Source organism: Pseudomonas sp., from assembly GCF_028293835.1.
Classification (GTDB): domain Bacteria; phylum Pseudomonadota; class Gammaproteobacteria; order Pseudomonadales; family Pseudomonadaceae; genus Aquipseudomonas.
This window is the reverse complement of record NZ_JAQGNX010000066.1, coordinates 17,871-29,995: the sequence shown is the minus strand read 5'-3', so window position 1 is coordinate 29,995 and position 12,125 is coordinate 17,871. Positions and strand designations below refer to the sequence as shown.

Below are 12,125 nucleotides of genomic sequence, written 5' to 3'. Positions count from 1 at the left end.
CAGCTTCACATTTCCTAACCATGAGGGCTTGTAATCTCGCCCCGACGTGTTGAAGATTCGCGTCTTATTTGAGGAACGAAACGTATATGAGCGCAGAACTGAGTGAGGAAGAGATGCGCGAAGCGCTATTCGGCCCTTCGAGCCAGCCCGATCCAGAGCCACCAGCGGAAATACCCGAGCCAGAGATCGTCATAGAACTGCCCGTGCCTAAAGCCAAGCCCAAAGCCCGCTCTGTGTCGAAACCGCTTTCGCCGAAGCTTCGGGTGACGTTGCACGTGACTGCCGAGTTCGAAGGCAAGGAAGAGGTGTTCATTTATGATGCGAACACCTTGAGCACGTTCGTCGCCGAGCAAGAGGCAAAGAATGAGGCCAAAAAGAAAAAATTCCGCTATTTCGAGGTGATTTCCGTCAAGCCGATCTGACGCTCAACCGTGGGCGGAGGTTGGGTGATTCGGATCTGACGTGTCGATTCTACCGTCAATGGACTGTCTCTATGCGTTCAAACCAAACCCGCTGGATCCAGTGGATGTTGTTGACCTGTACGACACTGGTTGGCACGCTCGCAATGGCCAATGCACAGCCAGATGTCGACAGAATGCTGCCCGCCGCCGCTCAGTCGCTGATGCAGCAATACAATATTCCCGGTCTGGCTATCGCCGTTACCAAGAATGGGCAGCGAAAATTCTACAGCTACGGCGTGGCCTCGAAGGACACCCAACAAAAGGTGCGTAGCGATACCCTGTTCGAGATCGGCTCGATCAGCAAGACGTTCACTGCAACGCTAGCCACCTATGCCCAGGCCAGCGGTCGACTTTTACTGACTGATCATCCCGGCAAGTACTTCCCTGAGCTTCAGGGCAGCAAGCTCGATGAGGTGACGCTGATCAACCTGGGAACCCACACCGCAGGGGGCTTCCCTCTTCAGGTGCCAGACAATGTGCAGAACACCCCGCAATTGATGGGCTATTTCAAGGCCTGGCAGCCGCAATTTGCACCCGGCACTTACAGGACTTACGCCAACCCCAGCGTCGGGCTGCTCGGGATGATCGCTGCCAAGAGTCTGGACGCTCCTTTCGATGAAGCCATGGAGGCGCAGCTCTTTGCAAAACTTGGCATGCACAACAGCTATATAACCGTGCCTTCGAGCAAGATGGCGCTCTATGCACAGGGCTATACCAAACAGGACGTTCCCGCCCGAGTAAATCCTGGGGTGTTAGCCGCCGAGGCTTACGGAGTCAAAACCAGTGCAGCAGACCTGATTCACTTCATCGAGGTGAACATGAATCTGGTCAAGACCGACGCCACACTTGCGCGAGCGATCAATGACACTCACATCGGCTACTTCAAGCTCGGGCCAATGACTCAGGATCTGATTTGGGAGCAGTACAGCTACCCGGTGCGCCTGGATACGTTAATTGAGGGTAATGCCGGAAAACTGACCTCTGAAAGCACGGCCGCCGCGGCACTCACCCCGCCCCTGTCGCCGCAACAAGCGGTTTGGGTCAACAAGACCGGCACAACCAATGGCTTTGGAGCGTATGTAGCTTTCATTCCCTCGAAAAAGCTCGGCATTGTGATATTGGCTAACAAGAACTATCCCAACGAGGCCCGGGTCCGCTTGGCGCATCAAGTCCTCTGTGCATTGGAGGATGGCTGCCAGTGAAAAAACGGACAAAAGGAAAGAAAAGTTCTTCAGCAGTGCGGACGTAGAATCACATTCTGCTTCAGTCATCAGGGCCGATCATGCACCTCAATAGGATTTGGATAAGCGTCTGCTTCACAACCATGCTGCTCGTGGGCCACGCGACCGCAGCTGATACCCCCAAAGTCGCCATCGACAAGGCGCAGGTGTTGGAACAAAAAGCGGCCGACAAGGAAAGCGTGGCGCCTTTACCCCCGAGCGCGACGATCACCAAGGCTGAAGTGCAGGCGGTCGATCCCGTCGGTGCCGCGCCGGTGGACGATGCGATCACCTGTCTTTCGCGCACGATTTACTGGGAAGCCAAAGGCGGGACCACGGCAGACATGGAGGATGTTGCCAACGTCATCTTGAACCGAATCGGTCATGAAGGCTTCCCCGGCACCATCTGCGAAGTGGTCAAACAAGGGGCTGAGAAGAAGGCCTGTCAGTTCTCATGGTGGTGTGATGGGCGTTCTGATCAAGTGCAGGAAGACGACCGCTATACCATCGCCAAGGATATAGCGCGAAAAGCACTTAACCAGCAGATCAAAGACCGAACCGGGGGCGCAATGTATTTCCACGACAAAAAGGTCAACCCGAGTTGGGCGAAGGAATACATCAAGACCACCGAAACTGACACATTCCTGTTCTACAAACCCCGTGATGGTAAAGCGAAGTAGTCGTTCAGTTGCCGCCGAAGCTGCGCTCTTGGCTGGCCTCGCTCAACGACTGGATAAACTCCAGAAATCGCCGGGTCTTGGCGGAGGGATGGATGCGCGATGGATACAACGCGTGCAGCGTAAAACGTTCGTCCGGCCAGTCGGGGAAGAGTTCCACCAGTTGCCCGTGGGCAAGCAGGCTTTCGGAGCCGAACGCCATGATCTGGGCAATGCCGTAGCCGCTCAGACACACCTCATGCATCGTGCGTACATCATTGACCGTCAATTGACCGCGTGTAGGAACCTTCACCACCGTTTGGCCTTGATGGAACAGCCAGTCGAACGGTTTGCCGGTTTCAGGGTCGCGAAATTGAATGCAGGCGTGGTGTTGCAGGTCCTGGGGAGTTGTTGGGAAACCCTGGCGTTTGAGGTAGGTGGGGGAGGCCACGGTAACGATGCGTGTCTCAAAAAGTGTCCGAGCCACCAGGCTACCCAGGCGTGGTTCACCGAAGCGTATCGCCAAGTCGAAACCGTCGGCGACCATGTCTCCCAGGCGGTCCCGGGTGACCAGATCCAGCTCAAGCTCCGGATGCTCGGTTAAAAAACTGTCCAGCCTGGGACCCAACAAGATGCTGGAAAACAGTGGGTCGACATTGACCCGCAAACGGCCGCGTACCGCTTTTCCCCCCAGCGATGCGGAGGTCGACGCTTCTTCAAGTGCTGCCAGCAAGGGCATCACCTGATGATGAAAACGTCTGCCTTCATCGGTCAATGTCACCGAGCGCGTAGTACGATCAAACAGGCGAATACCCAGGCGACGCTCCAGCCGTGAGATTGAGCGGCTGACGCCAGGCGGTGACATGTCCAGCGCTTCGGCCGCCGCAGCGAAAGTGCCGGTATCGACAATGGTTGTAAATACGCCCATGCCGTTAAGCATCTTTTCGTCGAACGCCATATTAGTGCCATTTTGTCATCTATGAATTGTGTTTGATGTTATCGATTAACCAATACGCCGACAACATACTGGGCTCATGGCGATAACTCATCGCTTTCAATCAAGGAAAATCTCCATGTATGTAGTCACCGGTATCACCGGGCAAGTCGGCGGGGTGGTTGCACGTCAGTTGCTTGCCCGGCAACTGAACGTGCGGGCGGTAGTTCGCGATGCGCAAAAAGGTCAGGTGTGGGCGCGTCAGGGCTGCGCAGTCGCGGTGGCCGAGATGAACGATGCCGCAGCGCTGGCTGAAGCTTTCACCGGTGCCGAGGCCGTGTTCGTGTTGTTGCCGCCGGTGTTCGACCCTTCGCCCGACATGGCCGAGGCACGTGCCTCGATCAACGCCCTGCATCAAGCATTGGAAGCGAGTCGCCCACGCAAAGTGGTGTGTCTGTCCACCATCGGTGCGCAATCTGCCAAGCCTAACCTGCTCAGCGCCCTTGGCCTGATGGAGCGCACCCTGAGCGAACTGCCGGTGCCTTCGGCTTTTTTACGGGCCGCCTGGTTCATGGAAAATTACCTATGGGACGTTGCCAGCGCCCGGAACGACGGCGTGATTGCCAGCCATCTGCAGCCGCTTGATCGAACTATTCCCATGGTTGCTACGGCAGATATTGGCCGACTGGCCGCCGAGCTGTTACAGCAATCCTGGAGTGGCAGTCGAGTCGTCGAACTCGAGGGGCCGCTGCGCTACAGCCCGGTGCAGGTCGCAGGGGCATTTACTCGACTGCTGGGACGTCCCGTGCAAGCCCAGGCCATTGCGCGTGAGGGCTGGGAGTCGTCATTCGTAGCCCAAGGCATGAGCAACCCGGTCCCGCGTATTCAGATGCTCGACGGGTTCAACGAGGGCTGGATTGAATTTGAGGGCACTCCGGAAAAAGGCGTAACGAGCCTGGACGCGGTGGTTCAAGAATTGCTGCAACGGGTGGATTGAACGGCTTGGTTTGGAGGCATTGCTGGCCTGGCTGGCTGCACCGCTGGCGATGCGCTGTTACGGCCCTTATCGCAGCCTTCGGCAGCTCCTGCGATTTTATGGCAACCGATTTACCGTGGCGTAGCTGACTCCATCCCTTTGTCTTGAAGCAGTTTCAACGTCTTCTGATCAGCAAAGGCTTTCAATAAAGCCGCTGCATCCTTGGTGCTGCCGGAGTTTTTCGCGATCCCTGCCGAGTACGTCGTATAACGCTGAATCTGCGCAGGCAATGGCCCTATATATTGGGTGTCCTTCACGGCGAGCAGTTCGCTGATTTGGTGGATGGCAATGCTCGCTTCGCCATCCACCAGCTTGCTGCCGACCAGACCGCCGTTAACCAATACCGCTTTCTTTGCGACATCATCGGCAATCCCAAGCCTTTTAAATAATGAATCAAGATAGACACCCGACGAGCCCCCGGAAGACGGGCTGATGTAAGCGACGCTTTGCTGCGAAAGCAGGGTTTGCTTAAACCTATTGACGGTCGATATATCCGGCTTCGGCGCGCCTAGCGGCACCGCCACACCAATCCCGACCTTGGCTACGTTCTTGATGGAACCCTGCGCCAGCTTGCCGGAACTTTCCAGCTTCGCCGCTAATGTATCCGTGACGACCGCGACGTCAAACGGCTCCCCAGAGGCAATGCGTTTATCCAGTTCGCCTGCCGTTCCGTTAGAGATGATCAAATCGATCCCTGCTGACTTTTTCAGCGAGGGTGCCATCTCTAGCAGAATCGGCTTGAACGCGCCGGCCGTCAGTACTTTGAGATCACCCGCGTTGACCGTACTGACAATAGCGCAGGCGACAAGCACAAACAGACGCGTTGATCTCATGGTCGACACCGTTTCGATTGGGCCTAATGCAGCGGCGCAATGACTCACGACTTAGCCATCACGCCAGCGGCTTGCCCAGCAACCTTAACCGGCTAACGCCTCCGTCTGGAAATACATTTAAACGAACCCCGATTCAATGAGTTGGGCGTTTTTTGATTAGAGCGATTTTGTATATGAAGCGGCCGGGGGGGCACACACACCGAAACTGAAGGAGCGGGCTTGCTCGCGATCAGGGCCGTCACCCCAACTGCCGGCTGAATTCTCGCGATAAAATCGTGTCCAGTGTTTCGGCAGTCTGGCGATTTATCGCAGCCTTCCTTCAGTTATTGGGGTTATTTCAGTTCCGGAGAAGGCCGCCCATGCCGATCGTCCGCCGCGTGTTCATGCACAACGCTCTGCCGTCGGAGCGAGCGGCGCTGTTGCTGGGTTTTGCGTTTCATTTCTGTGTGTTGGCCAGTTACTACTTGGTAAGGCCGCTGCGAGACAGTCTCGGTCTGGAGGGCGGAGCCGATAAATTACAGTGGCTATTCACGGCAACCTTCGTCGTGATGCTGTTGATGGTTCCGCTGTTCGGTGCGCTGGTTTCGCGGTTGCCTGCCAGGCGTTTTGTGCCGTTCATCTATCGCTTGATCTCGGTGTCGATGCTGGCATTTGGTGTGTTGATCGCCAATCACATTGCGCCAGTGACCGTTGGGCGAGTTTTTTTCGTTTGGGTCAGCATCTATAACCTGTTCATCGTCTCGATCTTTTGGAGCGTGCTGGTGGATCGGTTCTCCAGCGAGCAGGGCCAACGGCTGTTTGGCTTCATCGCGGCGGGGGGAACCCTTGGCACGTTTATCGGCCCCTTGTTGGCCGCAACCATGGCTAAGACCCTTGGTCCGGTAGCACTGACCCTCGCGGCCGCAGTGTTGTTGGAGGGGGCGGTTCGCTGCTACCGAGCGTTGCTGACGCGCACTCAACCCCGAACCCGGCTGCGTTCTGGCGGCCCTGCACAGGAAGACCGGAAAATGGGCGGCAGCATACTGGCAGGGCTAACGTTGATCTTCCGATCAAGGTATCTACTGGGATTGGCGTCGATCATGCTGCTGCACACCAGTGCCGCGACCTTGCTCTATTTCGAGCAGGCCAGGGTTGTCGCCAACAGCTACGCTGACGTGGGCAGTCGGACGCAATTTTTTGCGGTGGTCGATCTGATCGTGTCAGCGCTGACCTTGATTTTTCAGCTCATACTGACCGCGCCGCTGATCCGCATGATCGGTGTCGGTGGCGCGCTTGTGACGCTGCCGCTGGCAACGGTGGTGGCATTCGCCGCCATGGTGCTGGCGCCCGTTCCCACCACCGTCGCCCTGGCTCAAGGGCTGCGGCGTGCTGTGGAGTTTGCCATCGTGCGTCCGGCGCGAGAAGTGCTTTGGACGGTGGTGAGCCGCGAAGAAAAGTATAAGGCCAAGAACGTGATCGAAACCCTGGTCTATCGTGGCGGAGACGCTGCCAGCGGCTGGCTTTCGGCAGGTTTGACGGCGTTGGGTGCGGGCTTCGGACTTGTGGCGGTGGTTATCGTGCCCTTTGCCGGACTGTGGGCCTGGTTATGCCTGTGGCTGGCCAGACGCCAGACCCAGACCCAGACCCAGACGACAGATGCCAGCGGACATGAACACCCTGTGAGGGACATTTCATGACTCAATCTGATGGCTTCACCCGAAGGAAAGTTCTCACCTTGGCAGCCGGTGTAGCGGCAGCCTTGACCCTGGATTCAGCCATTGCAGGATCCACACTGCTGCCACCCGCGACGCTAAAAACAGGAGGCAAAAAAATGCTCACTCGTGCCATTCCTTCCAGCTCCGAGCCGTTGCCCATGGTTGGGCTGGGCACTTATCGCGGCTTTGATGTCTCGCCTTCAAGCCCCGCTTATCAAGAACTGCCCGGCGTACTCACTGCATTGTTCGAAAAGGGTGGGAGCGTAATTGACAGCTCCCCCATGTACGGTCGCGCAGAACAAACCACCGGGGAATTATTGTCTGCTCATCAGCCTCAATGGCCTGCCTTCCTCGCCACCAAAGTCTGGACCCGTGGTCGCGAGGAAGGCATCGCGCAAATGGAGGCGTCCTTCAAATTACTGCAAACCCAGCGCATCGATCTGATGCAGATTCATAACTTGCTGGACTGGAAAACCCATCTGCCGACACTGCGACAGTGGAAAGAACAAGGACGCATCCGTTACATCGGCATCACTCATTACACGCCGTCGGCGTATGCCGAGGTAGAGGGGGTGCTTAAGGCCGAGCCGATGGATTTCTTACAGATCAACTATGCATTGGATGACCGAGACGTCGAGAGACGCATCCTGCCATTGTGTCGTGAGCGCGGCGTGGCGGTAATCTGTAACCGGCCCTTCGGCGGTGGCGGTCTTCTGGCCCGGTTGAAAGATAAACCGCTGCCTGCATGGGCCGCTGACGTAGAGGCCAGCAGTTGGGCGCAACTGGCGCTGAAGTTTCTACTGGCTCATCCGGCAGTGACCTGCGTTATTCCCGGCACGGGAAATCCACGTTACATGGCGGAAAATGCCGGTGCTGGATTCGGTCCGATACTAAATGATGCACAACGCCAACAGTTAATTGAGTTGGCGGGTTAGTTTATTCGCAGGTAGTCCACCAGAGTCTGCTAGGGTCTAGCCATCACAAGTTCTCTTGATACAACAGTCCCTGAAAGTGCGTCACGGCATCCTCATCACAGGTTCGCGAGTTAACGGGAATATGATGGACAAGCATTTAGAAGACAGTCCATCCACCGAACCCCAGTCTCGCGCGGAAAAGATCGTCGAGTTTCGCCGACAGAAGACGTTGCTCAAGACCGGCGCGCTGCAAGACGCGATTTTTAACAGCGCCTACTTCTCCAGTATTGCGACCGATGAGAAAGGGGTCATCCAGATCTTCAACGTCGGTGCTGAGCGCATGCTCGGTTACCAGTCCGCAGACGTGGTCAACCGGATTACCCCAGCGGATATTTCCGACCCTACCGAGCTGATCACCCGGGCCGCAGCCCTGAGCCTGGAGCTGAATACGCCTATCACGCCGGGTTTCGAAGCGCTGGTATTCAAGGCTTCCCGGGGCATCGAAGATATTTATGAACTGACCTATATCCGCAAGGATGGCAGTCGCCTGTCGGCCATGGTGTCGGTTACATCCCTGCGAGACAGCGCCGAGACCATTATCGGTTACTTGCTGATTGGTACCGACAACACCGCCCGCAAGCAGGAGGAAGCGACCCAGGCTTTGCTTGATCAGCGCCTGCGGGATCAACAGTTTTATACGCGCTCGTTGATCGAATCGAACATCGATGCGCTGATGATGACAGACCCCCAAGGCATCATTTCCGACGTTAACAAACAGATGATGGCGCTCACCGGCCGCACCCGGGACGAGCTGATCGGCGCGCCGTGCAAAAACTTTTTCACCGACCCGGCCCGTGCCGAGGCGGCGATCAAACGAGTGCTCAGTGAAAACAAAGTCAGTGACTATGAACTCACTGTGCGGGCCTATAACGGCACCGAAACCGTTGTTTCCTACAACGCTGCGACCTTTCACGACCGTGACCGAAAGTTGCAAGGGGTGTTTGCCGCTGCCCGGGATGTCACCGAGCGCAAACGCTTCGAGCGCACCCTGGAAGAGAAAAACATAGAGCTGGAACATGCCAGCCACATGAAGTCCGAATTTCTTGCCACGATGTCCCATGAACTGCGCACCCCGCTTAACGCCGTGATCGGCTTCTCCGAGGCCCTCAAGGACGGGATGGTGGGCGATATGACTGAGACGCAGCGCGAATACATCAGCGATATTTTTACCAGCGGCCAGCACTTGCTCTCGCTGATCAACGACATTCTTGATCTGTCCAAAGTTGAAGCCGGGATGATGGAACTGGAGCTGGAGTCTGTGGAACTGGCGAGCTTGTTGAGCAACAGCTTGCTGATTGTCCGGGAGAAAGCGGCGCTGCAGCGTATCCAGTTAAAACTGGAAACCGAAACTGACTTCGGCAGCCTCGAACTCGACCTGCGCAAGACCAAGCAAATCGTCTATAACTTGCTGTCCAATGCAGTGAAGTTCAGTCAGCGGGAAGGCTCAGTGACCATGGCCGTGCGTCAGGTATCCCATGACCAGGTCGGGCGCATTGAAGGCGACTGGCCGGTCTATGGGTTTCCGATTCCAGCCAGCGACTACCGGCAGTTTCTGGAGCTGAGTGTCAGCGATACCGGCATTGGCATTGACCAGGACAACATGAGCAAGTTGTTCAAAGCCTTCAGCCAGATCGACAGCAGTCTGGCGCGCAAGTTTGAAGGCACGGGGCTGGGTCTGGCGATGGTCAAACAATTGACCGAATTGCACGGTGGAAGTGTCGCAGTGGCCAGTCTCAAGGGCTCTGGTGCGCGCTTCGTGGCCTGGTTGCCCATCCGTCGATCTGATTCGGAGGAGGCGCTGTGGCCAATATCCTGATCGTCGAAGACAACGACGCCAATATGCGCCTGGCGTGCTTGTTGTTGATCAATGCCGGCCACAGCGTGCTGTGTGCGGCTGATGCAGAAACTGGCCTGACCATGGCCCGGGAACGCCAGCCCGAACTGATTTTGATGGACATTCAGTTACCGGGAATGGACGGCTTGGCAGCGACTTCGCTGCTCAAGCAGGACGCGCTAACGGCCGCTATCCCAGTGATCGCCCTGACCGCCATGGCCATGAAAGAAGACGAGGAAAAAACTCGCCTGGCCGGCTGCAATGCGTACATCATAAAACCCCTGCGCTACAAAGAGCTCTATCGGGTAATCGACACGCTGCTGGAAAACAACCCGCCGCAACAGCCACTTATTTGAGCGTTGTCATGCCCACAGTACCCGCAACTTTATTGATCGTTGATGATGAAGCTCAGGTCCGCAAACTGCTGCAGGTGTTGTTGCAAAATCAAGGGTATCGGACACTGACCGCCAGTTCCGGCGAGGAAGCCCTGGCCATCGTCGAGCAACAATCGCCCGATCTGATCCTGCTCGACATCATGATGCCAGGAATGGATGGCTACGAAGTAGCCAGTACGCTGAAGACCGACAAAGCGACTTCAGACATCCCAATCATCATGCTCTCGGCCCTCGACGAACGCAGTGCGCGGCTTACGGGCCTGGAAGCGGGCGCGGAAGAATACCTCAGCAAACCGGTGGAAAGCGCCGAGTTATGGTTGCGGGTGCGTAACCTTCTGAGGCTTAAGGCGTCAGGCGATTACCTGAAAAGTCACAACATGATGCTTGAGAAGCTATTACTGCAACGCACCCTAGATTTAGAGCGGTTTCGTTCGGCCATGGATGCCTCGGCCGATGCGGTATTTTTGATCAGTCGCAGTAGCATGAGCTTGATCGAGTTCAACCTGAGCGCCTGTATGGTGCTGGGCTACACCCCTGACGAACTGCTTCACGTAGGCCTCGCCGAATTGGGCGATTCCTCGATTGAGCAATTGGAAGAGCTCTACGACCTGATTATTGCCGGCGATGGCCCCCGTGAGCCTATCGAAGCCCGAGTCCGGTGCAAGAACGGCAGCCATGTTCCCGTCGAAGTCCATCGTCGCGCTTACAAAACCGGTGATGACTGGATCATTGTCTGCATCGCGCGGGACATAACCCACAGCAAGGACTCGGAGTTGCGTCTGCTGAAGATGGCCCGCTACGACACACTGACAGGGTTGCCCAACCGCAATTTGTTTTACACCTCGTTGCAGGTGGGCCTGACCGAAGCGGTGTACAGCGGTTGGCAACTGGCGGTGGTGACTGTCAGTCTGGACGATTTCAAACTGGTTAACGAAACCTGGGGCCATTTGATCAGTGATCAAATGCTGGTGGAGCTCGGCCAGCGTTTATCCAGCTGCCTTAATGTCACTGACACGCTAGGGCGTATGGACGGTGACGAATTTGCCCTGATTTTGATGATCCGTGAGGGGCAGGCAGACATCCAGCGCCTGGTCGACAACATTCGGCAAGTATTGCGCGCGCCGTGCCAGCTTGACGGTCATGACGTGCTGATGAGCGCCAGTATGGGCATTGCTCTTTATCCGGGTGACGGCGAGCAAGCACATGATTTGATCAAGCATGCCAACACAGCGATGAATCGCGCCAAACAGGTCGGCAGGGACACCTTTCGTTTTTATACCTCGCAAATGAACATCGAGGCGTTGGCGCGCCTCGAGATAGAAACGGCTCTGCGTGAAGCGGTGCGAACCCAGGCGTTTGAGCTGTTTTATCAGCCTAAAATCAGCCTCAGTGACGGCCGTGTCTGTGGGTTGGAGGCGCTGATACGTTGGCATCGGACAGGGTATGCCAATGTTCCTCCGGCAATCTTTGTTCCGATTCTGGAAAACCTCGGACTTATCTCCGACGTGGGCAAATGGGTAATTGATAACGTATGCGCCCAGATTGCGCGCTGGCAGCGCTCGGGTGTTGCGCCATTGCAAGTGGCGGTGAATGTGTCGGGTCGGCAAATCATGGAGGGCGATTTGATCGCTGATATTCAACAGGCGATCCGTGACAGCGGAATCGAACCCTTCTGGCTCGAGGTTGAACTGACGGAAGGCTCGCTGATGGAAAACACCGCGCTGACCATTGCCAGTCTGCAAAAATTGCGCGCTATCGGGGTCAAGATTTCCATCGACGACTTTGGCACGGGGTACTCGAGCCTGGCGTATTTGCGTCGGTTTCCTATCGATAAACTGAAGATCGACATCGCTTTTATCCGAGAAGTCACCAGCAACCCACAGGATGCAGCCATCGCCCGGACGATCATCGAGCTCGCTCGGGGCCTGAGCTTGCAAGTGATCGCCGAAGGCATAGAAACCCCGGAACAATTGGCATTCCTGATCGCCAATGGCTGTGATCAAGGGCAAGGCTATCTATTCAGTCGCCCGCTGCCGCTTGATGAGTTGGAAACGCTTCTGCGGGAACAGCGACATTTTATCTAGAGCG

General features: G+C 56.3%; 12 protein-coding genes. 9 read left to right on the top strand and 3 right to left on the bottom strand.

All coding sequences use genetic code 11. The features are described 5' to 3' along the window. Positions 1-86 precede the first annotated feature (86 nt). The 3 genes from JWR17_RS07865 (at position 87) to JWR17_RS07855 (ending at position 2,361) form a co-directional block, all read left to right on the top strand. A complete protein-coding gene (locus tag JWR17_RS07865; RefSeq protein WP_299829994.1) occupies positions 87-422 on the top strand; it encodes a hypothetical protein in 336 nt (111 codons plus the stop codon). 104 nt (positions 423-526) lie between these two features. Then, positions 527-1,663: a class C beta-lactamase gene (gene ampC / locus JWR17_RS07860; RefSeq protein WP_299830047.1), complete on the top strand. Its 1,137-nt coding sequence runs from the start codon at positions 527-529 to the stop codon at positions 1,661-1,663. 122 nt (positions 1,664-1,785) lie between these two features. Then, positions 1,786-2,361, top strand: coding sequence for a cell wall hydrolase (locus JWR17_RS07855; RefSeq protein WP_299829992.1), 576 nt, complete (start codon positions 1,786-1,788; stop codon positions 2,359-2,361). 4 nt (positions 2,362-2,365) lie between these two features. On the opposite strand, the gene JWR17_RS07850 is transcribed toward JWR17_RS07855, so the two are convergent. Further along, positions 2,366-3,295, bottom strand: coding sequence for a LysR family transcriptional regulator (locus tag JWR17_RS07850; protein WP_299829990.1), 930 nt, complete (start codon positions 3,293-3,295; stop codon positions 2,366-2,368). A 115-nt stretch (positions 3,296-3,410) separates the two neighbouring features. On the opposite strand from JWR17_RS07850, the gene JWR17_RS07845 reads away from it, so the two are divergent. After that, positions 3,411-4,268, top strand: a complete 858-nt coding sequence (locus JWR17_RS07845) for an NmrA family NAD(P)-binding protein (protein WP_299829987.1) — start codon at positions 3,411-3,413, stop codon at positions 4,266-4,268. 110 nt (positions 4,269-4,378) lie between these two features. Here JWR17_RS07845 and JWR17_RS07840 read toward each other — a convergent pair whose 3' ends face one another. Next, positions 4,379-5,119, bottom strand: a complete 741-nt coding sequence (locus JWR17_RS07840) for a substrate-binding domain-containing protein (RefSeq protein ID WP_299829985.1) — start codon at positions 5,117-5,119, stop codon at positions 4,379-4,381. Positions 5,120-5,198: 79 nt separating this feature from the next. Next, positions 5,199-5,273 carry a hypothetical protein gene (locus tag JWR17_RS26320; protein WP_366944134.1) on the bottom strand — a complete coding sequence of 25 codons (75 nt, stop codon included), beginning with the start codon at positions 5,271-5,273 and terminating at the stop codon, positions 5,199-5,201. 226 nt (positions 5,274-5,499) lie between these two features. Here JWR17_RS26320 and JWR17_RS07835 point away from each other — a divergent pair, with 226 nt between their 5' ends. The 5 genes from JWR17_RS07835 to JWR17_RS07815 all read left to right on the top strand — a co-directional run bounded on the left by JWR17_RS07835 (position 5,500) and on the right by JWR17_RS07815 (position 12,121). Next, on the top strand, positions 5,500-6,816 hold the full coding sequence (locus JWR17_RS07835) for an NTP/NDP exchange transporter (protein ID WP_299829983.1): 1,317 nt from the start codon (positions 5,500-5,502) through the stop codon (positions 6,814-6,816). Beyond that, a complete protein-coding gene (locus tag JWR17_RS07830; protein ID WP_299829981.1) occupies positions 6,813-7,769 on the top strand; it encodes an aldo/keto reductase in 957 nt (318 codons plus the stop codon). The genes JWR17_RS07835 and JWR17_RS07830 overlap by 4 nt, the downstream gene beginning before the upstream one ends. Before the next feature lie 121 nt (positions 7,770-7,890). Next, positions 7,891-9,624, top strand: a complete 1,734-nt coding sequence (locus tag JWR17_RS07825; protein WP_299829979.1) for a PAS domain-containing sensor histidine kinase — start codon at positions 7,891-7,893, stop codon at positions 9,622-9,624. Further along, positions 9,609-9,998: a response regulator gene (locus JWR17_RS07820; protein WP_299829978.1), complete on the top strand. Its 390-nt coding sequence runs from the start codon at positions 9,609-9,611 to the stop codon at positions 9,996-9,998. The genes JWR17_RS07825 and JWR17_RS07820 overlap by 16 nt, the downstream gene beginning before the upstream one ends. 8 nt (positions 9,999-10,006) lie before the next feature. Further along, on the top strand, positions 10,007-12,121 hold the full coding sequence (locus tag JWR17_RS07815; protein ID WP_299829976.1) for an EAL domain-containing protein: 2,115 nt from the start codon (positions 10,007-10,009) through the stop codon (positions 12,119-12,121). Positions 12,122-12,125 lie beyond the last annotated feature (4 nt).

Excerpts from the sequence above, each read along its gene's own strand:
- JWR17_RS07845 (WP_299829987.1), top strand. The coding sequence starts at position 3,411 with ATGTATGTAGTCACCGGTATCACCGGGCAAGTCGGCGGGGTGGTTGCA.
- JWR17_RS07825 (WP_299829979.1), top strand. The coding sequence starts at position 7,891 with ATGATGGACAAGCATTTAGAAGACAGTCCATCCACCGAACCCCAGTCT.
- ampC (WP_299830047.1), top strand. The coding sequence starts at position 527 with ATGTTGTTGACCTGTACGACACTGGTTGGCACGCTCGCAATGGCCAAT.
- JWR17_RS07815 (WP_299829976.1), top strand. The coding sequence starts at position 10,007 with ATGCCCACAGTACCCGCAACTTTATTGATCGTTGATGATGAAGCTCAG.
- JWR17_RS07835 (WP_299829983.1), top strand. The coding sequence starts at position 5,500 with ATGCCGATCGTCCGCCGCGTGTTCATGCACAACGCTCTGCCGTCGGAG.
- JWR17_RS07855 (WP_299829992.1), top strand. The coding sequence starts at position 1,786 with ATGCTGCTCGTGGGCCACGCGACCGCAGCTGATACCCCCAAAGTCGCC.
- JWR17_RS07830 (WP_299829981.1), top strand. The coding sequence starts at position 6,813 with ATGACTCAATCTGATGGCTTCACCCGAAGGAAAGTTCTCACCTTGGCA.
- JWR17_RS07850 (WP_299829990.1), bottom strand. The coding sequence starts at position 3,295 with ATGGCGTTCGACGAAAAGATGCTTAACGGCATGGGCGTATTTACAACC.
- JWR17_RS07865 (WP_299829994.1), top strand. The coding sequence starts at position 87 with ATGAGCGCAGAACTGAGTGAGGAAGAGATGCGCGAAGCGCTATTCGGC.